The organism is Rhizobium vallis (assembly GCF_003985155.1).
GTDB lineage: Bacteria > Pseudomonadota > Alphaproteobacteria > Rhizobiales > Rhizobiaceae > Rhizobium > Rhizobium vallis.
Window position 1 is genome coordinate 83069 of sequence record NZ_ML133686.1, and the last position, 23951, is coordinate 107019.

The following is a 23951-nucleotide window of genomic DNA, read 5'->3' on the forward strand; positions in this document are numbered from 1 at the left end:
ATATGCCTCCGTAATATCCTTATTGGGAAGAAAGCCCGAGCACGTCGAGCATGGAATAGAGACCCGGCTTCTTGTCGCGTGCCCAAAGCGCTGCCTTGATGGCGCCGCGCGCGAAGATCGAGCGGTCGGCAGCACTATGCGACAGGGTGACGATTTCGCCTTCGCCGGCGAAAAGCACGGAATGTTCGCCGATGACGGAGCCGCCGCGCAGCGTCGCAAAGCCGATCGTGCCGGCTTCGCGGGCGCCGGTATGGCCGTCGCGCACCCGCACCGATTTCGTGGCAAGATCGATGCCGCGCCCTTTGGCCGCGGCCTCGCCGAGGAGAAGCGCTGTGCCGGAAGGCGCATCCACTTTATGTTTGTGGTGCATTTCAAGGATCTCGATATCCCAGTCGGACGGCTCAAGCGCCCGCGCTGCCTGCTGGGTCAGCACGCTGAGCAGATTGACGCCGAGGCTCATATTGCCCGACTTGACAATGCGGGCATGGCGGGCTGCCGCGGCGATCCTGGCGTCGTCGTCGGCCGAGCAGCCGGTCGTGCCGATGACATGGACGATGCGGGCCTGCGCCGCAAGGCCCGAGAATTCCGCCGTTGCGGCAGGCGAGGTGAAGTCGAGCACGCCTTCGGCATGCAGGAAAGCCTGCAGCGGATCGTCGCCGATAACGATCCCGGTCGGGCCAAGCCCTGCGATCTCGCCGGCATCCTTGCCGATAAAGGGCGAGCCGGCGCGTTCGACCGCGGCATGCAGCGTTGCGCCCTCGATGGAATGGATGAGCCGGATCAGCGTCTGCCCCATGCGCCCTGCTGCGCCGACCACCACCAGTTTCATCGCAGCATCGCTCATGTCGGTCTCTTGTATCCGGTCAGTTTGAATCGGAGGCCGAGTGCCTCTGCAGATTGTTGAGGCGAGCGTAAAGACCGTCGCTCACCTTCGCAAGCGTCTCGTGATTGCCTTCCTCGACGACCCGGCCCTGCTGCATGACGACGATCTTGTCGGCACGCACCACTGTTGAAAGCCGGTGGGCGATGACGACGACCGTGCGTCCGGTCATCGCCTCGTCGAGCGCCTTCTGCACGGCGGCTTCGGATTCGGTGTCGAGGGCGGAGGTCGCCTCGTCGAGCAGCAGGATCGGCGCGTTGCGCACCAAGGCGCGCGCGATCGACAGCCGCTGGCGCTGACCACCCGAAAGTGTCACGCCGTTTTCGCCGACTGGTGTCTCGTAACCCTGCGGCTGCGCTGAGATGAAATCATGCGCATAGGCAAGCCGGGCCGCCTCTTCCACTTCGGCATCGGTCGCCTCCGGCCGGCCGTAGCGGATATTGTCGCGGATCGTGCCTTCGAACAAATAGGGCTGCTGCGAGACATAGGCGAGCTGCTGGCGCAGCGACTTCTTGGTGATGTGGGCGATATCCTGCCCGTCGATCAGGATTTCGCCTTCGCGCGGATCGTAGAAGCGCGGAATGAGGCTGATGACCGTGGATTTGCCCGCACCCGAGGGGCCGACCAGCGCCGTAGTCGCCCCGCCCTCGGCGACGAAGTTGACACCGCTCAAGACGCTCTCATTGCCGTAGCCGAAGGAAACGTTGCGGAATTCGATCCGCGCCTGCGTCACCGTCAGCGGCTGAGCATCCGGCAGGTCGCGCTGGCGGGGCTCCATGTCGAGCAGTTCGTAGATCATCCGGGCATTGACGACGGCGCGCTCCATCTGCACCTGCAGGCGGGCAAGGCGGCGGGCCGGATCATAGGCAAGCAGCAGCGCGGTGACGAAGGAGAAGAAGGCGCCCGGCGGCACATTGTAATAGATCGAACGGTAGGCGGCATAAGCGAGCACGCTGGCGACGGCAAAGCCCGCGAAACTCTCCGTCAGCGGAGAAGTCCGTTCGGAAAGCCGGGCAATCCGGTTCGCGCGGCTTTCGGCCGCCTTGATGAGCCTGTTGACCTTGCGCTCAAGCTCCTCTTCCATCGTGAAGGCTTTCACGATGGCAATGCCCTGGATCGTCTCCTGCATGGCGCCGAGCACGTGGCTGTTCAGATGCACGGCCTCGCGGGTTGCCGAGCGCAGCCGCTTGGAAACGTAACGTAGCGCATAGAGCAGCGGTGGGGCCATGATGAATACGGCAAGGCTGAGCAGCGGATCCTGAAGGATCATCACGCCGAGCAGTGAAATGAAGGTCAGGAGATCGCGCACCGTCGAGGTGATCGTCAGGTTGAGCACGTCGCGGATGCCGCTGACGTTCTGGCTCACCTGCGCGGCGATCTGGGCCGAGCGCGCCTCGTTGAAGAAGCCGACGGAAAGCGTCATGAGATGCGCATAGAGGCGGCGCTGATATCGGGCGACGATGTCGTTGCCGACCCGGGAAAGCGCCACTGCTTGACCGTAGCCTGCAAAACCGCGCAGCACGAAGGCGATGAAGATCGAAAGACAGATGATCCAGACGACGTCGGCACGCCGGTTGGCGAAAGCCTCGTCGATGATCGACCGCATGATCCAGGCCGTGAACGCCGTCGAAAGCGCCACTATCACGAGGCAGACGATCGCGAAGACATAGCCCCAGAGATGATCGCGGCCGTTTTCAGCGATGATGCGCTTCAGGATGCCGGTTACGGTGTCGCTGCTGACGCTCTGCTTTTTGCTTTCCGCGGCTTCCAAAAATAGAGTTTCCTGTCTCGGACCAAGCGCGCCGCAAGGGCGACGCGCGCTTTTGCGGGCTCTATAAAGAGTTGGGGCCGGTTTGGCTAGGCTTAGCGCCGCCAGCGCCGACCTTCCGTCGATACGCCGAAATTCCCCGGCATGCGCGCATAAGAGGAAAGCCCTGCAAGGGCTGCCAACGGATGCGTCACGACGTAGGTCGGGATGGTGCGAAGCAGTGCGGTATGCGGCGCCTTGTCCTCGAAGGCCAAACGGAATTCCGGCTTCTTCAGCGCCGGAATGATCTTCTGCGAGATGCCGCCGGAGAGATAGACGCCGCCGCGCGCCATGAACACCATCGCCATGTCGCCGGCAACACGGCCGAGATAGGTGGCAAACAGCGAGACGGTTTCGACGGCCGCCTTGTCGCTGCCGGCAAGCGCATGCGAGGTGATGTCGGCCGGATCCTTCATCGTCGGCTGGATGCCGTCGACGACGCAGATGGCATGGTAAAGGTTGACGAGGCCGCGACCGCAGAGGATCTGCTCGGCCGAGACGCGGCCTTCGATCGTCTCGATATGCGGGAAGATGTCATAGTCGCGCTTGCTGCGCGGCCCGAGATCGATATGGCCGCCTTCGCCGGGAACCGGAATCCAGCTGTGCTGGGCATGCACGAGCCCGCCCACTCCGAGGCCGGTGCCGGGTCCGAGCACGACGCGGGAAGCGATCATGTCGCCGGTGGCGTTGCCGATGCGTTCGCGGTTTTCATCCGAAAGGGCGGCGATCGCCAGCGCCTGCGCCTCGAAATCATTGACGACGAGCACGTCCTCGATGCCCAGGCCTTCGATCATCGTCTTCGGCCGCACCACCCAATCGCAATTGGTGAGCGGGATCTCGTCGTCGTTGATCGGACCGGCGACGGCAAGGATCGCCGAGCGCGGCTGCACCGCTGTTTTGTCGAGCACGCCCTTTTGGATCGCTTCGTCGATCGTTTCGAAATCCGCCGTGCGCACGTTCGGAAACTGCTTCGGCTCGGCATAGGCATCGGACAGGATGGAAAAGCGGGCATTGGTGCCGCCGATATCGCCGATCAGGATCGGGAAGGGCAGCGGAGCGGAGCTGTGGTTGGGTTTTGGCATGGCCGGTTCCGTGCTGATCAGGCTTCGAGTGTGGGAAGGAGCTTTATAGCGGTCGCGTGGTTGAGCGCCATCGGAATGTCGTAAACGATCGCCAGCCGCATCAGCGCCTTCACGTCGACATCATGCGGCATCGGGGTCAGCGGGTCGACGAAGAAAATCAGGGCGTCGACCTCGCCGGTCGAGATCAGCGCACCGATCTGCTGGTCGCCGCCGAGCGGCCCGCTTTTCAGCCTGGTGACGTCGAGATCGGGGGCGGCGTCGAGCACGCGCCCGCCTGTTGTGCCGGTGGCGACGATCTTCCAGCGGGAGAGAATGTCCCTGTTGGCGCGGGCGAATTCCGCCATATCGTCTTTTTTCTGGTCATGCGCAATCAATGCAAGGCATTTGCCGCTGGCCATGAACCCAATCTCCGCCCCAACAATTCAATCGATTTGACCGCTTCTATACCAAGAATTTGCGATTTGAAAGACAGCGCAATCCGAGGCCTCGGTCACTGTATCGCCGGCTTGTCGTTCGGAACCGGGCCGAGATTGGGCAGCGCCCCCTCGGCATCGGCGGCAGGCTCCGCGGCCGGAGCGGCGGTGAACGCGCTTGCGGCGGAAGCCCCGCCATAGGTGGCGGCCTGCATCGAGGCGACGGGAGCGGCATCGAGCACGGCGGCGCAGGCCTTCGGCAGGTCGGAGACCATCATCTCCCGCGGCGGCTTCGGCGGCTTGGCGCCGGGTTTGGGCGGTTTCGGCGGTGCCCAGGGCGCCGGCGTGAACCACCAGGCGAGTGACTTGTCGCAACCGTCGCCGGCGGCAACCGGGGCCTGCGGCGTGCATCCCGCGGCACCCGGCGGGCACTTGATGCGGATGTGAAAGTGCGAGTCATGACCGTATTCCGGCCGGAGCTTGCCGAGATTGGTGCGGTCGCCCGTCCAGGTGTCGCACATCTTCTTCTTGATCGCCGGATTGACGAAAATGCGCTCCACCTCGGGATAACTTGCCGCCAGCATCAACAGCCGTGCCCGCGATTGCGTCCAGACCTTGGGATCGACGGTCAGGAATTTGTCCTTCTGCAACATGGTGGTGAAGGGCAGATCCTCACGCTCCTCAGCCGTCATGCGGCGCGCGGGCATCGGCGTGAACCAGACGTCGGCGTCGAGGCCGATCTGATGCGAGGCGTGACCATTGAACATCGGCCCGCCGCGCGGCTGCGCGATGTCGCCGACGAGAATGCCAGGCCAGCCGGCATATTTGGCCCCGTCCTTCGAAAGACGTTCGAGCAGCGCGATCATCGCCGGATTGCCCCAGCGGCGATTGCGCGAAAGCCGCATCGCCTCCCAGGTCGGCCCATCGGTCGGCAGCGCCACCGCGCCGGTCATGCAGCCCTTTGCGTAAAAACCGATCGGCTGCGCCGATCCCTGCGTCGGCAGGCTGACGGCGCCGAACTGCCCCTTGGCGCTGCCCGGGCTCGGCGTCTTCTGCTCGGCGCCGACGTCGCCGGCGGCGAGGCTCGCGCCGATTGCGCCCGCGAGCGTCAGTTTGCCGAATGTCCTGAAAGCCTGAGCGAAGCCGAAAGCCATGCTATTTCCTTGAACCGCTGCCGAAGTGATTTGCGTTCGAATCTATCGTGAAAAGCGATTTTGGTGAATCGATGATTTGGCCGGCGGGCATTGGGGCAGCCGGTGACGGATCGCCTAGCGGCTCAAGCATTGGCAACATCTGGGCATAAGCCGACGGTCAAAACTTTGCGAGCCTGGCAAAAACCCTACTCTCTCCTGTTTTTCGCCAGTATTTCTCGTATTGTCGAATCCATCAAAAATCAGGGGAAAGTGTGAATGCCGGTTGTATGGTCGAAAATATGTCTGTTTCTGTCGCTTGCGGGTGCTTTGGTGCCGCTGACGGCACTGGCTGAGGAGAAGCCGTTTCAGATCGGAAGCTCGGTCATCAGCGAGATGAAGTACAAGCCGGGTTTCGCTCATTTCGACTATGTCAATCCTGATGCCCCAAAGGGCGGAGATCTGCGCCTCTCCGCCAGCGGCGCCTTCGATACCTTCAACCCGCTGCTTGCCAAAGGCCAGGCGGCGGCGGGCTTGGCGCTCGTCTACGATACATTGATGAAGCCGGCCGATGACGAGCTCCTTGTCTCTTACGGCCTGCTTGCTGAAGGGCTGTCCTATCCGGATGACGTCTCAAGCGCGACCTTTCGACTGCGCCAGGAAGCGAAATGGGCGGATGGTCAACCGGTAACGCCTGAGGATGTCATCTTCAGTCTGGATAAGGCCAAGGAACTCAATCCGCTCAACGCGAACTATTATCGCCATGTAGTGAAGGCCGAAAAGACCGGCGATCGTGACGTCACCTTCACCTTCGACGAGAAGAATAACCGCGAGCTTCCGAATATTCTCGGTCAATTGGTGGTCGTGCCGAAACATTGGTGGGAGGGGCAGGGACCAGACGGTAAGCCCCGCGATATCTCGAAGACGACGCTTGAGCCCGTGATGGGGTCGGGACCGTATAAGATTGCATCCTTCGCGCCCGGCGCGACGATCCGTTATGAACTGCGGGACGATTATTGGGGCAAGAACCTCAACTTGAATGTCGGCCAGAACAATTTTCGCAATGTCACCTACACCTATTTCGGCGACAGGGACGTTGAGTTCGAAGCCTTTCGCGCCGGTAATAGTGACTACTGGCAGGAGACAACGGCCGCCCGCTGGGCGACGGGATATGATTTCCCTGCGGTGAAGGAAGGACGCATCAAGAAGGAAGAAGTTACAAATCCGTTGCGCGCCACCGGTATCATGCAGGCTCTCGTGCCCAATATGCGGCGCGACCTCTTTAAGGACGAGCGGGTCCGCGAGGCACTGAACTACGGTTTGGACTTCGAGGAATTGAATCGCACGGTTGCCTTCAACAGCTACAAGCGCATCGACAGCTACTTCTGGAACACTGAGCTCGCTTCTTCCGGCCTGCCGCAGGGGCGTGAGCTGGAAATACTGCAGGGCATGAAGGACAAAGTTCCGCCCGAAGTCTTCACGACGCCCTATACCAATCCTGTCGGCGGCGACCCGCAAAAAAGCCGCGACAACCTCCGCAAGGCGATTGCCCTGTTGAAGGAAGCCGGCTGGGACCTCAAGGGCAATCGCATGGTCAATACCAAGACCGGCCAGCCGATGAGTTTCGAGATCCTGCTGTCGAGCCCCATACTGGAGCGCTGGGCGGTGCCCTATGCCAATAATCTCAAGAAAATCGGCATCGATGCGCGCGTGCGGACAGTCGATGCCTCGCAAAGCGTCAACCGCGAACGCAGCTTCGACTACGATATGATCTGGAATGTCTGGGCGGAAACCATGAATCCGGGCAACGAACAAGCTGATTATTGGGGGTCCGGTTCGGTCAACCAGCAGGGTTCACGGAACTATGCCGGTATTGCCAACCCAGCCGTTGACGAGCTCATTCGCATGATCATCTTCGCGCCTAACCGAGATGAACAGGTTGCAGCGATCAAGGCGATGGATCGGGTATTGCTCGCAAACCACTACGTCATTCCGCTGTTCTACCGCGATACTTACAACATTGCCTATTGGAACACGATCACGCATCCGGCGGAGTTTCCGGCCTATAGCCTGGGCTTCCCCGAAGCATGGTGGTCCACCTCGGCAAAATGAGCGGGCTTGCATTGCAGGGGGCCTGGGCTCCAAATGGCACGAGCGAATCACGACAAGCCGGCAGGGCCGGCAAGGGAAGGCTGGCGGATTGAGCGGCATTGGACTGGACGGCAGGCAGACAAGAAGAACATTTCCGGAGGCTGAAGGCTGATGGGCGCTTATGTCATTCGCCGCCTGCTTCTGATGATTCCGACCATCGTCGGCATCATGGCGATTTCCTTCATCGTCATTCAATTCGCGCCCGGCGGCCCCGTCGAGCAGGTGATCGCCCAATTGACCGGCCAGGCCGATAGCGCCGACCAGCGCCTGTCCGGCGGCGGCGACCTCTTAGGGGGTGGTGGCAGTGACGAAGGCTCCAAATATCGCGGCGCCCAGGGGCTCGATCCGGAGCTGATCGCCAAGCTCGAAAAGCAGTTTGGCTTCGACAAGCCGCCGCTGACGCGTTTTGGCGAGATGATGTGGAATTATAGCCGCTTTGATTTCGGCGAAAGCTTCTTCCGCAACACCTCGGTGCTCGATCTCATCAAGGAAAAGCTGCCGGTATCGATCTCGCTCGGCATCTGGATCCTGATTTTCTCCTACGCCATCTCCATTCCGCTCGGCATCCGCAAGGCGGTCAAGGACGGATCGACCTTCGACGTCTGGACCTCGGGCGTCATCGTCGTCGGTTACGCCGTGCCGAGCTTCCTCTTCGGCATCCTGCTGATCGTACTTTTCGCCGGCGGCTCCTTCTACGACTGGTTTCCGTTGCGCGGTCTCATCTCCGACAATTTCGACCAGCTGGCCTGGTGGCAGAAGCCGCTCGATTATTTCTGGCACCTGACCTTGCCGCTGATTTCGCTTTCTCTTGCAGCCTTCGCCACCACGACACTGCTCACCAAGAACTCCTTCATCGAGGAGATCAAGAAGCAATATGTGGTCACAGCCCGCGCCAAGGGCCTGAATGAGCGGCAGGTGCTCTACGGCCATGTCTTCCGCAACGCCATGCTGATCATCATCGCCGGTTTCCCCGGCGCCTTCATTTCCGCTTTCTTCACCGGGTCGCTGTTGATCGAGAACATCTTCTCGCTGGATGGCCTCGGCCGCCTCGGCTATCTCTCGGTCGTCAACCGGGATTACCCGATCGTTTTCGCCACGCTCTACATCTTCTCGCTGCTCGGTCTCTTTGTCAGCCTGGTATCCGACCTGATCTATACCTGGATCGATCCGCGCATCGATTTCGAGCGGAGGGATGTCTGATGGACGCCGCCGCAAAGCCTGCTCTCACGACTCCCGTCAAGCCGCCGCGTAAGGGCCTGCTCTCGCCGACCAACATCCGCCGCTGGCAGAATTTCCGGGCGAATGGCCGCGGTTACTGGTCGCTGTGGCTGTTCCTGCTGCTCTTCGTCCTCAGCCTGTTTGCCGAATTTATTGCCAACGACCGGCCGATCGTCGCCTCCTACAAGGGCGAGATCCTGTTTCCGGTGCTGATCGATTATCCGGAAGAGAAGTTCGGTGGCTTCCTCGCCGAAACCGACTACCGTTCCTCGGTGATATCGGACGAGATCAATGCCAATGGCTGGATGATCTGGCCGCCGATCCGTTATTCCTACCGCTCGGTCAATTCCAACATTCCGCATTCAGCACCCACTGCCCCCTTCTGGCTGATGACGAAGGAGGAGCGCTGCTCCGGTTATCCGCAAGGGGTGAACGATCCCGGCTGCACCCTCGGCAATCTCAACTGGCTCGGCACCGATGATCAGGCCCGCGACGTGCTGGCGCGCGTCATCTATGGCTTCCGCATATCCGTGCTTTTCGGCCTGGCGCTGACCATCTGCTCGGCGATCATCGGAGTGACGGCGGGCGCCGTTCAGGGCTATTTCGGCGGCTGGACCGACCTGCTGCTGCAGCGCTTCATCGAGATCTGGTCGTCGATGCCGGTGCTTTATATCCTGCTCATCATCGCCGCCATTCTGCCGCCCGGCTTCTTCGTGCTGCTCGGCATCATGCTGCTCTTTTCCTGGGTCGGCTTCGTCGGCATCGTGCGCGCCGAATTCCTGCGCGCCCGCAATTTCGAATATGTCCGCGCCGCCCGCGCGCTCGGGGTCAACAACCGCACCATCATGTGGCGCCACCTGCTGCCGAACGCCATGGTCGCGACGCTGACCTTTCTGCCCTTCATCCTGTCCGGCTCGATCACGACGCTGACCTCGCTCGATTTCCTCGGCTTCGGCATGCCGCCAGGTTCCCCTTCGCTCGGCGAGATGATCGCCCAGGGCAAGACCAACCTGCAGGCGCCCTGGCTGGGGCTGACGGCCTTCTTCGCCATGTCGATCATGCTGTCCCTGCTGATTTTCGTGGGCGAAGCCGTGCGCGATGCCTTCGATCCGAGGAAGACGTTTCAATGAGTGACATGACAGAACCGCTCCTCTCCGTCCGCGATCTCTCGGTTGCCTTTCACCAGGGCGGCGAGACCTCGCTCGCCGTCGATCGCATCTCCTTCGATATTGCCAAGGGCGAGGTGGTGGCGCTGGTCGGTGAATCCGGCTCCGGCAAGTCGGTTTCGGCCAACTCAATCCTGCGGCTTTTGCCTTATCCCTCTGCAAGCCACCCCTCCGGCGAGATCCTGTTCAAGGGCAAGGACCTTCTGAAGGCGTCCGAGCGGGCGCTGCGGGAAGTGCGCGGCAACGACATCACCATGATCTTCCAGGAGCCGATGACCTCCCTCAATCCGCTTCACTCGATCGAGAAGCAGATCGCCGAGATCCTGGCCCTGCACCAGGGGCTGACCGGCCAGCCGGCGCGCCAGCGCGTGTTGGAATTGTTGAACCAGGTCGGCATCCGCGAGCCCGAGAAGCGGCTGAAAGCCTATCCGCACGAACTCTCCGGTGGCCAGCGCCAGCGCGTCATGATCGCCATGGCGCTCGCCAACCGACCGGAATTGCTGATCGCCGACGAGCCGACGACAGCACTCGATGTCACCGTACAGGCGCAGATCCTTGAATTGCTCCGGCAATTGAAGGCCGCGCACGGCATGTCGCTGCTGTTCATCACCCATGATCTCGGCATCGTGCGCAAATTCGCCGATCGCGTCTGTGTCATGACCAAGGGCAAGATCGTCGAAACCGGAACCGTCGAGGACGTCTTCGCCAACCCGAAGCACGAATATACCCGGCACCTTCTCGCCTCCGAACCGCGCGGCGAGCCGCCGCTTGCCGATCCGGCGAAACCGATCGTGATGGAGGGGTCGGATATCCGCGTCTGGTTCCCGATCAAGGCGGGGCTGATGCGGCGCGTCGTCGATCACGTGAAGGCGGTCGACGGCATCGATCTTTCGTTGCGCGCCGGGCAGACGCTCGGCGTTGTCGGCGAATCCGGTTCCGGCAAGACCACGCTCGGCCTGGCGCTCACCCGGCTGATCTCCTCGCAAGGTCGCATCGCCTTTGTCGGCAGGGATATAGCCGGCTATTCGTTCAGCGAGATGCGGCCGCTGCGCAACCAACTGCAAATCGTCTTCCAGGATCCCTACGGCTCGCTCAGCCCCCGCATGTCGGTCGGCGATATCATCGCCGAAGGGCTGAAGGTGCATGAGCGCTCCCTGAGCGCCGAGGAACGCGACCAGCGCGTCTGCTGGGCGCTGGAGGAGGTGGGCCTCGATCCCCTGACCCGCTGGCGCTATCCGCATGAATTCTCCGGCGGCCAGCGCCAGCGCATCGCCATTGCCCGCGCCATGGTGCTGAAGCCGCGCTTCGTCATGCTCGACGAGCCGACCTCCGCGCTCGACATGAGCGTGCAGGCCCAGGTGGTCGATCTGCTGCGCGATTTGCAGAAGAAGCACGATCTCGCCTATCTCTTCATCAGCCACGACCTGAAGGTGGTGAAGGCGCTCGCCAATGACGTCATCGTCATGCGTTTCGGCAAGGTGGTCGAGCAGGGACCGTCGGCGGATATCTTCCGCGCGCCGAAGCACGATTACACCAGGGCGCTCATGGCCGCCGCGTTCAACATCGAGGCGGTGCCGACGCCCGCCGTGCAGCAATAAAGAAGATCATGTCCGCACGTCCTCCCATTCTCGTCGATATCAAGTTCAATCCCGAAGGCGTCGCCCGCGTGCTGAAGACGGCCTTTGCCGATCGCGGCAGCATCAATCTCGCCGATCCCGCAAACCGGGCGCGTGATCTTGGTGATGCCGAATATGCGCTTCTCTGGAAACCGGATGCCGATCTCTTCCAGCGGGCGCCGAACCTTAAGGCGATCTTTTCCGGCGGCGCCGGCGTCGACCATATCATCGGCATGGCCGGCCTGCCCGAGATCCCGATCGTCCGCTTCGTCGATCGCAGCCTGACGACCCGCATGAGCGAATGGGTGGTCATGCAATGCTTAATGCATCTGCGCGCGCAATACGCCCATGATAACAGCCAGCGGCAGCGCCAATGGGCAAAGCTCGATGCACCGGAGGCGGCGGAGGTCACAGTCGGCGTCATGGGCCTCGGCATTCTCGGTCAGGATGCGGTCGCCAAGCTGAAAGTGATGGGTTTCAACGTCATCGGCTGGTCGCGCACCCGCAAAGAGATCGACGGCGTCGAAACCTTCGATGCGAGCGAACTCGACAGCTTCCTGGCAAGAACCGATATCCTTATCGGCCTGCTGCCTCTGACGCCGGAGACGACGGGTTTTTATGATAGCAGGCTATTCAAAAAGCTCCGCCACAATGGCGCGCTCGGGCGACCGGTCTTCATCAATGCCGGCCGCGGCAAGAGCCAGGTCGAGGCCGATATCGTTTCCGCGATCCGTGACGGCACCCTCGGCGGCGCTTCCCTCGATGTTTTCGAAGCGGAGCCACTTGCAGCGGATAATCCTTTGTGGGAACTGCAGAACGTCTTCATCACGCCGCACGATGCGGCTGTCTCGGAAGAAAATGCACTGTTCCGTCACGTCGAGGCGCAGATTGCCCGTTTCGAGCGCGGCGAGCCGCTGCAATTCGTGGTCGACCGCGCCGTCGGCTATTGAGCCTGCCCGGAACCTTCCCGGCGGCCGCCCGTTTCCTCTGCGGAGTTTTTGCGGTCGGATCGGCCGCCAGGACAGCGGAAGGAGACGATGATGGCGCATCAGACGGAAACACGCTGGGAAAAGTCCGATGGCAAGCTTCATAAGGAAGAACAGATCTCACCGGTGAAGGCCAGACAGGGGCGGGCGGGGTATCGCATCCTCCTGGTGCTGCTTGCCGCTCTGGTGCTGGCTTTCGTGGTCTGGATACCCGTCGAGATCTGGGGCAAGCGCGAGGCAAACGAGGTGGCGCCGCAACAGCCCGGCCAGCAGCTCCAGTCGCAGCAGCCTGCTCCGGCCCCTGCACCCACCGCGCAAGACGGCAATGCAGTTCCCACGGAAACGCAGAACACGACGCCGGCCGCTCCGAATGTCGCACCCGCGACGCCAGCTCAACCTGCCGCGCCGCCTCAATAACGGTCGACAGATGACCTCTCGCATCCCGCCGCCGTTGAGCGGCGGGATGTTTATTGTTTTGTCTGGACTTTCTCTGCCGATTTTTCGATAAGAAGGCGCACGAGCCGGTTTCGTGCGCCCGGCCGGAGCTTAGTAGCCCCTGAGAACTTGGCAGCGCCTGACCGGAGTGGACGGGGGCAGGAATCATGGCCAAGACTGATATCGCGAGACGAGTCTACAATCACGCTTGGAAACTCGACCCGATCATCCGCAGCCTGATCGATACCGACTTCTATAAGCTCCTGATGCTGCAAATGATCTGGAAGCTCTATCCCGACGTGAACGCTTCCTTCACGCTCATCAACCGCACAAAGCGCGTTCGCCTGGCCGAGGAGATCGACGAAGGCGAATTGCGCGAGCAGCTCGACCATGCCCGGACCCTGAGGCTCTCGAAGAAGGAGATGATCTGGCTTGCGGGTAACAGTTTCTATGGTCGCGCGCAGATCTTCGAGCCGGAATTCCTGGCCTGGCTTTCCAATTTCCAGCTCCCCGAATACGAGCTGTCGAAGAAGGACGGGCAATATGTCCTGGATTTCCATGGGTCCTGGAAAGAAACCACCATGTGGGAGATCCCCGCGCTTGCCATCGTCAATGAGTTGCGTTCGCGCTCGGCGATGAAGGCTCTTGGACCCTTCACCCTCGACGTCCTTTATGCCCGGGCCAAGGCGAAGATGTGGTCGAAGGTCGAGCGGCTGAAGGAATTGCCGGGCTTGCGCATCTCCGATTTCGGTACCCGCCGCCGTCATAGCTTCCTCTGGCAGCGTTGGTGCGTCGAGGCGCTCAAGGAAGGCATCGGCCCGGCCTTTACCGGCACCAGCAATGTATTGCTGGCGATGGATTCCGATCTCGAGGCCGTCGGCACCAATGCCCACGAACTGCCGATGGTGGCCGCAGCCCTTGCTGAAACCGACGAGCAGTTGCGCAACGCGCCCTACAAGATCCTGCGCGACTGGAACAAGCTCTATGGCGGCAATCTTCTGATCGTCCTGCCGGATGCCTTCGGTACCGCGGCCTTTCTGCGCGACGCGCCCGAATGGGTCGCCGACTGGACCGGCTTTCGCCCGGACAGCGCCCCGCCGATCGAAGGCGGCGAGAAGATCATCGATTGGTGGAAGAAGATGGGCCGCGATCCGCGCCAGAAGCTGTTGATCTTTTCCGACGGCCTCGATGTCGAGGCCATCATCGACACCTATCGGCATTTCGAAGGCCGCGTGCGCATGAGCTTCGGCTGGGGCACGAACCTGACGAACGATTTTGCCGGCTGCGCGCCGACCGAAATATCGGGCCTCAACCCGATCTCCGTCGTCTGCAAGGTCAGCGACGCCAACGGCCGACCGGCGGTAAAACTCTCCGACAACCCGCAGAAGGCAACCGGAGAGCCGGCAGAGGTCGAACGCTATCTGAAATTCTTCGGCGCCGAAGACAGGGTCGATCAGACCGTTCTGGTGTAAGTCCGGGGCAAGGCGGCGCCATCCCGCGGCGCATCGGCATGCCCAGCCATTGCGTCCTCGATCGACCAGCCGAAGCGCCAGGCGTCAAACATCGAGTACCATTCCTGGAAATCGGTGATCGGCAGGACATCCGCCTTCGACATCGGATTGTCGGCCAGACTGCGGCCACGCGCACGGTCCCGCACGCCACGCTCCTGCATCTCAAGCAGATTCTCGAACATCATCACCCCGGCCTCCGTTCCATGGGTTTATGCAATCATGCTAATTAAGCATTGTCGAGTCCGGATGTGACTGTTCCGGTTTTTCACAGGATTAGCCCCAATTCGCTACTTGAGGGATGATACCGCCGCAATCGGCCTGCGGCCGTTCAATCGCTATCAACGAAAGCAGCGTAACGGGGAGGCTCGGCTTCCTGGCTGGGGTCCGCCCCCGAGCCTCCCGGCTGGCCGAATCTTCTGAAAACCGGCAGCATCGACAAATTGCCGCTTTCCGCCGGGGTCGATCCAACTGTGATGAGCGGAAGAGTTAGCCGAGGATTAATATCCACCGGCCTCGTCTCAATCCAACACGACCCGAAGGCTGGCGGGCATCCCCTCGGAATTATGCAGCCAATCTGCGAAACCGCGTTCTGATCCGGTCGAGATAGTAATGGCCCGGAGACGGTGCTGCCGTCATTGCAAGCGCCTCCGAGGAGGGGACGCCATCGAACAGACGTTCCTCGCCGTTCTTGAAACAAATCCTGAGCCGCCCGTCTTCCTGGCTGAAATAGACGGATTTGATGATCCTCGACTTTACCGAAAGTTCTTCCACCTGTTTTACCTCTGTTTTTTTCGTTGGGCAGAACCTAAACCCAAACGTGCAAAGACGCGGTGAAGCGGCATGGTAAAAATTCAGGAATCTTGCGGTGCGTTGGCAGGCGTCGCCATGACCTTGGCCCTCCACGGGAGGGAGGGCCTCAAGCCGATTGACGACATCGGGACGCTGTCCCCGTTTACATCATCGTCTCTGCAATCACGTCAGCATCCCTGTCGTCGATGCCGAACAGGCCGAAGCGGAGTTGATACCCCCAATTGGTGCCAGACTGGGTAAACGAGAGCCGCTCCAGCAAAGGCCGGATCGGAGTTTCCTCGGCGGGCTGCCAATCGACCTCCCGCCGCCAAGGCTTGAACCCCGTTTCCATTTCCACCTGGTAGGGTGATCTATCGCGCGCCACGCCGATCGCGGTGAAGGCTTGCAGACGGTCCTTGCCGCCAAAGGTCACGGTCGGTGAATAATAAATCACCCGGTCGCCCGGCCTGATCCGCCTGAGTGGTGCAGCCTTTCCGTGACAAACTTGCATAAAGCCCGCTCGGCGACCGATCCGGACATGCTCCGCCGAGGCAACGGCGATCCAGGCGTCCGCCATGCTCACATCTCCTCGGTCAGCGCGTAGACACGCAGACGATGTCCATCGGGGTCGACCGCGACGAAGCTCCGGCCGAAGTCGAGTTCGGTCGGCGGCAGGGCGATGGCGGCCCCCTTCGCTTGCCATTCCGCATGCGTGGCATCGACGGCATTGCGGCCCTTCACCTTGAAGCCGATCTCGCAGCCGCCGCCGGAGGTCGTGGGGGCAGGCTCCACGCCGGTCTTGCCCCACAGCCCCAAGGCGAGACCGGATGGAAGAACGAACAGAACGAAGGTCGGGCTCACCTCTACCGGCTCGCTCCCGAAAAGCCCTGCATAAAATTGCGCGCTGGTGGCGGGGTTCGTCACATAGAGAAGAATGTTGTTGGTATCGGTCATGAGAGGCTCCTGTCATTTGTTGGACAGGTATGACCCTATGACGAGACACTGCCAGTTTCTGGCAGTATCATGCGTTTCCGCGGGAAATTCCCTGCATGTCCCGCCACTGTTTGAGCAAGGCCTGTCGACGCTTGGGATAGCGCGTGTCGAGCACCTGCACGTCGGCGATCCGGTCCGTGCGGAAAGAGCGAAAGTCCTGGCGCAGTTCGCACCAGCCGAGAAGCACGCGTACCTGATCGAAGAAGGCGAGTGCGAAGGGCCAGACCACGCGCTCCGATCCTGTGCCTGTTCCATCGCGATAGCACAGGGACAGTTTTCGTTCGGTGCGGATCGCCTTGCGCAAGAGCGCCGGATCGAACGCGTCGACGGGGATTTTGACACCCGGTCCGATCAAGAGGGCCGAAGCGTCCAGTTCGTCGCGCAGTTCGGATGGCAGCACGGCAGCGATCCGTGCCAGAGCGCTTCGCGCCGCATCGCTCAAGCGATCGTCTGCCCGATCCGCAACCCATCGGGAGCCCAGCACGAGTGCTTCGATCTCCTCTGGCGGAAACATCAGCGGCGGCAGAAGGAAACCCGGCTTCAGGATATAGCCGACGCCCGGTTCGCCCTCGATGGTCGCGCCCTGCGCTTGAAGACTGGCGATATCCCGATAGAGCGTGCGGATGCTGACGCCGATTTCGTCGGCCAGCAACTTGCCGCTCACCGGCCGGCGGTGGCGGCGCAGCGCCTGAAGAAGGTCGAAGAGGCGTTCGGAACGGGACATGCAGGCAAGCTTATATCTGCTTGCCACTGCTAAATAGTGGCAGCGCGGAATTTGGTGTGACCGCAACCGTGCGGCAAATCGGCGGGGTTTGCGTTGTTATCTCGCTGTGGCGAGAATCAACTGAAATGGCGGACAGGGTGGGATTCGAACCCACGGTACGCTTTCACGTACACACGCGTTCCAGGCGTGCGCCTTAAACCACTCGGCCACCTGTCCTTTTTTTGGCGTTCGCGCCCGGATAGGAGCAAATCGTCGGAACGGCGCGATATATACCGATGAATTTTTGCCGATCAACCCAAATCTAACAGTTTTTTGACTTCTTCCGATAAAACTCCGCTCGGCCCATCCCATTGTGCTTCACTGCATCCATGATTATGTAATTCTCAAGGTGGAGAATGGCGCGGGTTCGCCGGAATTGTCCGGCATATCGAAGCGTCGGAGGAATTGATGCGTTTCCTGTTGCGTCTGGCGAGTCTTGTCGCGCTTGCGGCGGCCGTTATTGCCGGGACCATCGATTCAATACAGTCGGTTGCGGCCTCCGCCGTGGTGATGACGCCGATCTCTGATGCCTGGCAGGATGTGAGCCCGGCGACATTGATCTCGCTGCAGTCCTCCCTTTCCTATTATGTCCATCCTCGCTTCTACGCCTTCATCTTCCAGTGGCTGATGCTCCAGCCGGCCTTTGCTGTTTTCCTGGTGATCGCGCTGCTTCTCTGGATGATCGGCTATAAGAAGCCGCCGGTGGCCGGTCGCTTCACCGCATAAGAGGGAGTTGTATCGGCACGATCCGGCGGGAGATTCTATTGATTGTCGGGCCTCTGCGATCTCGATATTTGCTGCCGGATTGGCTAGAAAATCCGCATTCTGGCGGAAGGAATGTCCAAAAATCAGCCCCGCAGAGACGATTTTCGGCAATCGCTGCAAATCTTTACCAGTCGAAAAATTTCTGGTGAATTTTTCCGTGAGCCATGCAAGGATGCGCCCAGCCAGGCCTCCGGGGGGAGGTCGGTGGTTCCGCAGACATGTCCGAAAAGGGCTTGCGGGAGGACCCCTAACAAATAGCAACAACAGGGCTGCACAATGAAAAAATCCCTTCTCACTCTCCTCGCCGTGGCTGCCATGTCGACGACAGCGCTTGCTGCCGATGTCAAGCCGGCGCTGGTTTACGGCACTGGCGGGAAGTTCGATAAGTCGTTCAACGAAGCGGCCTATAACGGTGCGGAGAAATTCAAGGCCGAGACCGGCATCGCCTATCGCGATTTCGAGCCCACCGGCGACACCCAGGGCGAACAGGCCATCCGCAACTTCGCAAGCCGTGGTTTCAATCCGGTGGTTGCCGTTTCCTTCGCCTGGACCTCGGCCATCGAGAAGGTCGCAGCCGAATTCCCTGATACCAAGTTCATCATCGTCGACTCCGTCGTCGACAAGCCGAACGTCCGCTCCGTCGTCTACAAGGAAGAAGAGGGCTCCTACCTCGTCGGCGTTCTCGCCGGCATGGCCTCCAAGACCGGCAAGGTCGGCTTCGTCGGCGGCATGGACATTCCGCTGATCCGCAAGTTCGAATGCGGCTACGAGCAGGGCGCGCGCGCTGCCAAGGCCAATGTCGAAGTCTTCCAGAACATGACCGGCACCACCGGTGCTGCCTGGAACGACCCGGTTCGCGGCGGCGAGCTCACCAAGAACCAGATCGACCAGGGCGCCGACGTCATTTACGCGGCAGCCGGTGCCACCGGCCTCGGCGTTCTGCAGACGGCGGCCGACAACAAGAAGCTCTCGATCGGCGTCGACTCCAACCAGAACCATCTGCACCCGGGCTCGGTCCTGACCTCGATGGTCAAGCGTGTCGATCTCGCCGTCTATAACGCCTACACCGACACCAAGAACGACAAGTTCACCAGCGGCGTCCAGGCGCTCGGCGTCAAGGAAGATGGCGTTGGCGCTGCGATCGACGACAACAACAAGTCGCTGATCACGCCGGAAATGCAGGCCGCTGTCGACAAGGCCAAGGCCGATATCATCGCAGGAACCATCAAGGTTCACGATTACACCTCGGACAACGCTTGCCCGAAGTGATCCGCGCCCGAAAGTGATCGACGATTGAGATCGGGCGTATGGCGGAGGGGATTTTCGCCATACGCCCTTTTCTTATTTGGAGCCTGCAGTGACAGATAAGCCCGCTATCGAGCTTGTCGGCATCGATAAGAAATTCGGTGCCGTCCATGCCAACAAGGACATCAATCTCACCGTTGCCAAGGGGACGATCCACGGCATCATCGGCGAAAACGGCGCCGGCAAATCGACGTTGATGTCGATCATCTACGGTTTTTACCATGCCGATAGCGGCGAGATCCGCGTGAACGGCAGTCCGGTCGCCATCCGTGACAGCCAGGCGGCGATCGCCGCCGGCATCGGGATGGTGCACCAGCATTTCATGCTGGTCGATAATTTCACGGTGCTCGAGAACATCATGCTCGGCGCCGAAGGCGGCATGCTGCTGGCAAGAGGCGTCGCATCGGCCCGCGCCGAGCTCAAACGACTGGAAACGGAATATGGCCTCGAGGTCGATCCCGATACGCTCATCGAAGAGCTTCCGGTCGGCCTGCAGCAGCGTGTCGAAATCCTCAAGGCCATGTATCGCGGCGCCGAGATCCTGATCCTCGACGAACCCACCGGCGTGTTGACGCCGGCAGAGGCCGATCATCTTTTCCGCATTCTCAAGGTGCTGCGCGACCAGGGCAAGACGATCATCCTCATCACCCACAAGCTGCGCGAGATCATGGCGATCACCGATACGGTCTCTGTCATGCGCCGCGGAGAGATGGTCGCCACCCGCAAGACGGCGGAAACGACGGTGGAGGAACTTGCCGAGCTGATGGTCGGCCGCCGCGTTCTGCTGCGCGTGCAGAAAGGCGAGGCAAACCCGGGTGCCGCCGTGCTCTCCGTCCGCAACCTGACCGTCAAAGACAATCGCGGCGTCACAATGGTCGACAACGTCTCCTTCGACGTGCGCGCCGGCGAGATCGTCGGCATTGCCGGTGTTGCCGGCAATGGTCAGTCCGAGTTGCTAGAGGCGATTGCCGGTATCCGTAAGCCGGTTTCCGGCGAAATCCTTCTCGACGGTCAGACGATCGACAAGGCCGATCCCGCCTGGCTGCGCGAACTCGGTCTCGCCCATATTCCCGAAGACCGCCATCACATGGGCCTGGTCCTGAAATTCGAGGAATATGAAAATTCCGTGCTCGGCTATCATCGTCGTCCGGGATACAGCCGCGGCCCGCTGCTCGATCTCGAGGCGATCCGCAAGGATGCGATGGAAAAGATCGAGAAATACGACATCCGCCCGCCGAATCCGCGGCTGAAGACCGCGAATTTCTCCGGCGGCAACCAGCAGAAGATCGTCGTCGCCCGCGAGATCGAACGCGATCCGAAGATGTTGATCATCGGTCAGCCGACCCGCGGCGTCGATATCGGCGCCATCGAATTCATCCACCGCCGGATCATCGAAATGCGCGACGCGGGCAAGGCAATCCTGCTCGTCTCCGTCGAACTCGATGAGATCCGTGCCCTTTCAGACCGTATCCTTGTCATGTTCGCCGGCCATGTCGTCGGCGAGAAGACGCCCGATGCCGGTGAACAGACCCTCGGCCTGATGATGGCCGGCATTGCCGCGTGAGGCCTTTATGAGCACTGCTTCCGTTCCGCTGCCAAACTGGATCAACTACGGCCTGATCCCGCTTTTGAACCTTGTCGTCGCTTTCCTGATATCGGGCTTCGTCGTCTGGCTGATCGGCGAAAGCCCGCTGGATGCATTGTCGCTGCTCATCGAGGGTTCGCTCGGTAATGGCGAATTCATCGGCTTGACGCTGTTCTACGCGACGAGCTTCATCTTCACCGGCCTTTCCGTCGCGGTGGCAATTCATGCCGGTCTCTTCAACATCGGCTCTGAAGGCCAGGCTTATGTTGGCGGCCTCGGCTGCGCTTTGATAGCGCTCTCACTCGATAAATACGTGCCATGGTATGTGACGATGCCAGTTGCAGTGGTCGGCGCTGCGCTCTTCGGCGCAATTGCCGCCTTCATTCCGGCATGGCTTCAGGCGAAGCGCGGCAGCCATATCGTCATCACGACGATCATGTTCAACTACATCATCGCCTCGCTGATGAATTACCTGCTCGTCCACGTACTGATCGTGCCTGGCAAAATGGCACCGGAAACCCGGACATTCCTCGAGGGCGGGCAGTTGCCGAAGCTGACATGGCTGATGGAGATATTCGGGACAAAGCTGGGTGCTGCTCCGCTGAACGTCTCTTTCATCATTGCGCTGGTTATGTGCTATGTCGTCTGGCTTCTTATCTGGCGCACCAAGCTCGGCTTCGAGATGCGCACGCTGGGCGTCAGCCCGACCGCCGCTTCCTATGCCGGTATTCCGTACGTACGGATCGTAATGATCGCCATGATGCTTTCTGGAGCGCTCGCCGGCATGATGGCGCTGAATCCTGTCATGGGTGCCTCCGCCCGCCTGCAGGTGGGGTTTGTCAGCGGCGCGGGCTTCGTCGGTATCGCCGTCTCGCTGATGGGCCGCAATCATCCGCTTGGCATCATCTTCGCGGCAATTCTCTTCGGCATCCTTTATCAGGGTGGCGACTGGATCTCTTTCGAAATGCCTAATATCACCCGTGAAATGATCCTCGTCATTCAGGGTCTGGTGATCCTGTTTGCCGGCGCGCTCGAATACATGTTCCGGCCGGCGATTGTGCGCCTCTATCAACAGTTCAAACGAGCTTAAGGAGCGGGCGATGGATTATTATGAAATCTTCATCAGCATTCTGGCCTCCACGATCCGCCTGTCGATCCCGCTGATCTTCACCGCCCTCGCCGGTCTGTTTTCGGAACGCGCCGGTATCTTCGATATTGGCCTTGAGGGCAAGATGCTGGGCTCAGCCTTTGCCGCAGCCTGCATTGCTTATCTCACCGATTCTGCTTGGCTTGGGCTCGGCGCCGGAATCGTCTGCTCGGTGGCGCTGAGCCTGGTGCATGGCTTCGCCTCGATCACCAACCGCGGCAACCAGATCGTCTCCGGTGTGGCGATCAACTTCTTCATCGCCGGCATCACCATCGTGCTCGGCCAGGCATGGTTCGGCCAGGGTGGGCGCACGCCGCAGCTATCGCCGGAGGCACGTTTCGCGCCGATCATCCTGCCCGGCGCCGATGCCGCCCACGACATACCGATCATCGGCCCGATCTATGCCAACGTCATATCCGGCAACAATATCCTCACCTATCTCGCCTTTCTTGCCGTGCCCTTCTCGTGGTGGGTGCTGTACCGCACGCGCTTCGGCCTTAGGATGCGCGCCGTCGGCGAAAATCCGGGCGCGGTCGATACCGCCGGCATCTCGGTCGCCTGGCTGCGCTACCGCGCCGTCATGTGCGCCGGTATCCTCTGCGGCTTTTCCGGCACTTATCTGGCGATCGCCCAGTCCGCCGCCTTCATCAAGGACATGTCGGCCGGCAAAGGCTATATCGCGCTCGCCGCCCTCGTCTTTGCCAAGTGGAAGCCGGTGCCTGTGATGTTCGCCTGCCTGCTGTTCGGCTTCCTCGATGCGTTGGCCAATTTCATGCAAGGCAAGCAAGTGCCGCTGATCGGCGAAGTGCCGGTACAGGTCTTTCAGGCGCTGCCCTATATCCTGACCTGCGTCCTGCTTGCCGGCTTCATCGGCGTCGCGATCCCGCCGAAGGCCGGTGGCGTGCCCTATACGAAGGAGCGTTGACCATGTCCCACGATCTGTTCGAAGCCGCCCGCGGCGCCATGGCCTTCGCCCATGCGCCCTATTCGAAATTCCCGGTCGGCGCGGCGATCCGCGCCGAAGACGGCAAGGTCTATACCGGCGCCAACATCGAGAACCTCTCCTTTCCGCAAGGATGGTGCGCCGAGCCGACTGCGATTAGCGCCATGATCATGGGCGGGGCGAAGAAGATTGTCGAAATGGCTGTCATTGCGGAGAAACTGCCGCTCTGCCCGCCCTGCGGCGGCTGCCGCCAGAAGATCTCCGAATTCGCCTCCAAGGACACGAAGATCTACCTCTGCGACGAGGCGGGCGTGAAGAAGACCATGACGATGGAAGAGCTTCTTCCCTTCAGCTTCGAGACGGACCTCGGATGAAGGCGACGGTCAGCCTGCTCGCCGCGTTGCTCGGCGGCATCAAGCCGCGTCACGGCATCGTGCTCGGCTCCGGTCTCGGCTCGCTCGTCGGAGAGCTGGAGAGCGCCGTTCGTGTTCCCTACAAGGATCTGCCGGGCTTTCCCGTCAGCGCCGTCTCCGGCCATGCCGGCGAAGTCGTTGCCGGCCGTCTCGGCGGTGTGCCCGTGGTGATGCTCTCCGGCCGGGTGCATTATTACGAGAAGGGCGTTGCCAGCGCCATGCGCCTGCCGATCGAGGTCTTGAAGGCGCTCGGCGTCGAGGCGCTGATCCTGACCAATTCCGCCGGATCGCTGCGCGACGACATGCCGCCCGGTTCGGTGATGCAGATCACCGATCATATCAACTATTCCGGCATGAACCCGCTGATCGGCGAGGAAAGCGAACATCGCTTCGTCGGCATGACCAATGCCTATGATGCGGGCCTTGCCGCGGCGATGCACAGGGCGGCGGCAAAGCTCAAGATCGAGCTGGCGCAAGGCGTCTATATGTGGTTTTCCGGTCCAAGCTTCGAAACGCCGGCCGAAATCCGCATGGCGCGCATCCTCGGTGCCGATGCCGTCGGCATGTCGACGGTGCCCGAGGTCATCATTGCAAGAATGCTGGGTCTGAGGGTTGCAGCCGCTTCCGTTATCACCAACTATGGGGCAGGCATGACCGGCAATGAGCTCAGCCATGAGGAAACCAAGGACATGGCGCCCATTGGCGGCGCCCGTCTTGCCGCCGTATTGAAAGACATGATTGCTGCTGGAACAGGATGATTTTAGGCCGGGTCGGCCTAAAATCTGAATCCTGTTCTCAATTATATAGTTAGAGCATGATGTCGTCGGAAAACCGCTCACACTTTTCGGCATCA

The 23951-nt window shown here is 61.0% G+C and carries 24 protein-coding genes and 1 tRNA gene; 14 read left to right on the plus strand and 11 right to left on the minus strand.

The features are described from left to right. Positions 1-19: 19 nt before the first annotated feature. The 5 genes from dapB to mepA form a co-directional block, all read right to left on the minus strand. Complete coding sequence (gene dapB, locus EFQ99_RS00425; RefSeq protein ID WP_126918701.1) at positions 20-844, minus strand: 4-hydroxy-tetrahydrodipicolinate reductase; 825 nt, start codon at positions 842-844, stop codon at positions 20-22. Positions 845-863: 19 nt separating this feature from the next. Continuing rightward, positions 864-2651, minus strand: a complete 1788-nt coding sequence (locus EFQ99_RS00430) for an ABC transporter ATP-binding protein (protein WP_126918702.1) — start codon at positions 2649-2651, stop codon at positions 864-866. A gap of 92 nt (positions 2652-2743) precedes the next feature. Then, complete coding sequence (locus tag EFQ99_RS00435) at positions 2744-3769, minus strand: glucokinase (protein WP_126918703.1); 1026 nt, start codon at positions 3767-3769, stop codon at positions 2744-2746. A 17-nt stretch (positions 3770-3786) separates the two neighbouring features. Continuing rightward, complete coding sequence (locus EFQ99_RS00440) at positions 3787-4167, minus strand: methylglyoxal synthase (RefSeq protein ID WP_126918704.1); 381 nt, start codon at positions 4165-4167, stop codon at positions 3787-3789. 92 nt (positions 4168-4259) lie between these two features. Further along, positions 4260-5336 carry a penicillin-insensitive murein endopeptidase gene (gene mepA / locus EFQ99_RS00445; protein ID WP_126918705.1) on the minus strand — a complete coding sequence of 359 codons (1077 nt, stop codon included), beginning with the start codon at positions 5334-5336 and terminating at the stop codon, positions 4260-4262. Between the two features lie 255 nt (positions 5337-5591). On the opposite strand from mepA, the gene EFQ99_RS00450 reads away from it, so the two are divergent. The 7 genes from EFQ99_RS00450 (at position 5592) to pncB (ending at position 14356) form a co-directional block, all read left to right on the plus strand. Then, on the plus strand, positions 5592-7424 hold the full coding sequence (locus tag EFQ99_RS00450) for an extracellular solute-binding protein (protein WP_126918706.1): 1833 nt from the start codon (positions 5592-5594) through the stop codon (positions 7422-7424). 150 nt (positions 7425-7574) lie between these two features. Beyond that, the gene (locus EFQ99_RS00455) at positions 7575-8663 is read left to right on the plus strand and encodes a microcin C ABC transporter permease YejB (RefSeq protein WP_126918707.1); all 1089 of its coding nucleotides are present in this window, start codon (positions 7575-7577) and stop codon (positions 8661-8663) included. Further along, positions 8663-9811, plus strand: a complete 1149-nt coding sequence (locus tag EFQ99_RS00460) for an ABC transporter permease (protein WP_126918708.1) — start codon at positions 8663-8665, stop codon at positions 9809-9811. The genes EFQ99_RS00455 and EFQ99_RS00460 overlap by 1 nt, the downstream gene beginning before the upstream one ends. Further along, positions 9808-11445 (plus strand): ABC transporter ATP-binding protein, encoded by a 1638-nt coding sequence (locus EFQ99_RS00465; protein ID WP_126918709.1) that lies wholly within the window; start codon positions 9808-9810, stop codon positions 11443-11445. The genes EFQ99_RS00460 and EFQ99_RS00465 overlap by 4 nt, the downstream gene beginning before the upstream one ends. An 8-nt stretch (positions 11446-11453) precedes the next feature. Continuing rightward, complete coding sequence (locus EFQ99_RS00470; RefSeq protein ID WP_126918710.1) at positions 11454-12413, plus strand: 2-hydroxyacid dehydrogenase; 960 nt, start codon at positions 11454-11456, stop codon at positions 12411-12413. A gap of 87 nt (positions 12414-12500) precedes the next feature. Next, positions 12501-12866, plus strand: a complete 366-nt coding sequence (locus EFQ99_RS00475; protein ID WP_208722703.1) for a hypothetical protein — start codon at positions 12501-12503, stop codon at positions 12864-12866. Positions 12867-13051: 185 nt separating this feature from the next. Continuing rightward, positions 13052-14356, plus strand: a complete 1305-nt coding sequence (pncB, locus tag EFQ99_RS00480) for a nicotinate phosphoribosyltransferase (protein ID WP_126918712.1) — start codon at positions 13052-13054, stop codon at positions 14354-14356. On the opposite strand, the gene EFQ99_RS00485 is transcribed toward pncB, so the two are convergent. The 6 genes from EFQ99_RS00485 to EFQ99_RS00510 form a co-directional block, all read right to left on the minus strand. Beyond that, complete coding sequence (locus EFQ99_RS00485) at positions 14338-14577, minus strand: CrpP-related protein (RefSeq protein WP_126919558.1); 240 nt, start codon at positions 14575-14577, stop codon at positions 14338-14340. The genes pncB and EFQ99_RS00485 overlap by 19 nt on opposite strands. Before the next feature lie 379 nt (positions 14578-14956). Further along, the gene (locus tag EFQ99_RS00490) at positions 14957-15166 is read right to left on the minus strand and encodes a KTSC domain-containing protein (protein WP_126918713.1); all 210 of its coding nucleotides are present in this window, start codon (positions 15164-15166) and stop codon (positions 14957-14959) included. A gap of 181 nt (positions 15167-15347) precedes the next feature. Beyond that, positions 15348-15761, minus strand: a complete 414-nt coding sequence (locus EFQ99_RS00495) for an EVE domain-containing protein (RefSeq protein WP_126918714.1) — start codon at positions 15759-15761, stop codon at positions 15348-15350. A gap of 2 nt (positions 15762-15763) precedes the next feature. Next, positions 15764-16138, minus strand: coding sequence for a VOC family protein (locus EFQ99_RS00500; RefSeq protein ID WP_126918715.1), 375 nt, complete (start codon positions 16136-16138; stop codon positions 15764-15766). Between the two features lie 67 nt (positions 16139-16205). After that, positions 16206-16901, minus strand: coding sequence for a helix-turn-helix transcriptional regulator (locus EFQ99_RS00505; RefSeq protein WP_126918716.1), 696 nt, complete (start codon positions 16899-16901; stop codon positions 16206-16208). 126 nt (positions 16902-17027) lie between these two features. Beyond that, positions 17028-17117, minus strand: a tRNA-Ser gene (locus EFQ99_RS00510). Between the two features lie 231 nt (positions 17118-17348). Here EFQ99_RS00510 and EFQ99_RS00515 point away from each other — a divergent pair. From EFQ99_RS00515 to EFQ99_RS00545, 7 genes are all read left to right on the plus strand, one after another. Beyond that, on the plus strand, positions 17349-17666 hold the full coding sequence (locus EFQ99_RS00515; protein WP_126918717.1) for a hypothetical protein: 318 nt from the start codon (positions 17349-17351) through the stop codon (positions 17664-17666). Between the two features lie 315 nt (positions 17667-17981). After that, positions 17982-18974, plus strand: coding sequence for a BMP family lipoprotein (locus EFQ99_RS00520; protein WP_126918718.1), 993 nt, complete (start codon positions 17982-17984; stop codon positions 18972-18974). A gap of 88 nt (positions 18975-19062) precedes the next feature. Beyond that, complete coding sequence (locus tag EFQ99_RS00525) at positions 19063-20574, plus strand: ABC transporter ATP-binding protein (RefSeq protein WP_126918719.1); 1512 nt, start codon at positions 19063-19065, stop codon at positions 20572-20574. A 7-nt stretch (positions 20575-20581) separates the two neighbouring features. Continuing rightward, entirely contained in the window at positions 20582-21685 is a 1104-nt protein-coding gene (locus EFQ99_RS00530; protein WP_126918720.1) for an ABC transporter permease, read from the plus strand. 10 nt (positions 21686-21695) lie between these two features. Beyond that, positions 21696-22667, plus strand: coding sequence for an ABC transporter permease (locus EFQ99_RS00535; protein WP_126918721.1), 972 nt, complete (start codon positions 21696-21698; stop codon positions 22665-22667). 2 nt (positions 22668-22669) lie between these two features. Further along, a complete protein-coding gene (locus EFQ99_RS00540) occupies positions 22670-23059 on the plus strand; it encodes a cytidine deaminase (RefSeq protein WP_126918722.1) in 390 nt (129 codons plus the stop codon). Beyond that, a complete protein-coding gene (locus tag EFQ99_RS00545; protein WP_126918723.1) occupies positions 23056-23856 on the plus strand; it encodes a purine-nucleoside phosphorylase in 801 nt (266 codons plus the stop codon). Before EFQ99_RS00540 ends, EFQ99_RS00545 begins: the two co-directional genes overlap by 4 nt. Positions 23857-23951 lie beyond the last annotated feature (95 nt).

Bases quoted from the DNA above. Each gene is read 5' to 3' on its own strand.
- EFQ99_RS00505 (WP_126918716.1), bottom strand. From the start codon at position 16,901: ATGTCCCGTTCCGAACGCCTCTTCGACCTTCTTCAGGCGCTGCGCCGC.
- EFQ99_RS00530 (WP_126918720.1), top strand. From the start codon at position 20,582: ATGAGCACTGCTTCCGTTCCGCTGCCAAACTGGATCAACTACGGCCTG.
- EFQ99_RS00455 (WP_126918707.1), top strand. From the start codon at position 7,575: ATGGGCGCTTATGTCATTCGCCGCCTGCTTCTGATGATTCCGACCATC.
- EFQ99_RS00475 (WP_208722703.1), top strand. From the start codon at position 12,501: ATGATGGCGCATCAGACGGAAACACGCTGGGAAAAGTCCGATGGCAAG.
- mepA (WP_126918705.1), bottom strand. From the start codon at position 5,336: ATGGCTTTCGGCTTCGCTCAGGCTTTCAGGACATTCGGCAAACTGACG.
- EFQ99_RS00495 (WP_126918714.1), bottom strand. From the start codon at position 15,761: ATGGCGGACGCCTGGATCGCCGTTGCCTCGGCGGAGCATGTCCGGATC.
- EFQ99_RS00440 (WP_126918704.1), bottom strand. From the start codon at position 4,167: ATGGCCAGCGGCAAATGCCTTGCATTGATTGCGCATGACCAGAAAAAA.
- EFQ99_RS00535 (WP_126918721.1), top strand. From the start codon at position 21,696: ATGGATTATTATGAAATCTTCATCAGCATTCTGGCCTCCACGATCCGC.
- EFQ99_RS00500 (WP_126918715.1), bottom strand. From the start codon at position 16,138: ATGACCGATACCAACAACATTCTTCTCTATGTGACGAACCCCGCCACC.
- EFQ99_RS00520 (WP_126918718.1), top strand. From the start codon at position 17,982: ATGAAAAAATCCCTTCTCACTCTCCTCGCCGTGGCTGCCATGTCGACG.
- EFQ99_RS00485 (WP_126919558.1), bottom strand. From the start codon at position 14,577: ATGTTCGAGAATCTGCTTGAGATGCAGGAGCGTGGCGTGCGGGACCGT.
- EFQ99_RS00435 (WP_126918703.1), bottom strand. From the start codon at position 3,769: ATGCCAAAACCCAACCACAGCTCCGCTCCGCTGCCCTTCCCGATCCTG.
- dapB (WP_126918701.1), bottom strand. From the start codon at position 844: ATGAGCGATGCTGCGATGAAACTGGTGGTGGTCGGCGCAGCAGGGCGC.
- EFQ99_RS00515 (WP_126918717.1), top strand. From the start codon at position 17,349: ATGCGTTTCCTGTTGCGTCTGGCGAGTCTTGTCGCGCTTGCGGCGGCC.
- EFQ99_RS00470 (WP_126918710.1), top strand. From the start codon at position 11,454: ATGTCCGCACGTCCTCCCATTCTCGTCGATATCAAGTTCAATCCCGAA.
- EFQ99_RS00460 (WP_126918708.1), top strand. From the start codon at position 8,663: ATGGACGCCGCCGCAAAGCCTGCTCTCACGACTCCCGTCAAGCCGCCG.
- EFQ99_RS00545 (WP_126918723.1), top strand. From the start codon at position 23,056: ATGAAGGCGACGGTCAGCCTGCTCGCCGCGTTGCTCGGCGGCATCAAG.
- pncB (WP_126918712.1), top strand. From the start codon at position 13,052: ATGGCCAAGACTGATATCGCGAGACGAGTCTACAATCACGCTTGGAAA.
- EFQ99_RS00465 (WP_126918709.1), top strand. From the start codon at position 9,808: ATGAGTGACATGACAGAACCGCTCCTCTCCGTCCGCGATCTCTCGGTT.
- EFQ99_RS00450 (WP_126918706.1), top strand. From the start codon at position 5,592: ATGCCGGTTGTATGGTCGAAAATATGTCTGTTTCTGTCGCTTGCGGGT.
- EFQ99_RS00540 (WP_126918722.1), top strand. From the start codon at position 22,670: ATGTCCCACGATCTGTTCGAAGCCGCCCGCGGCGCCATGGCCTTCGCC.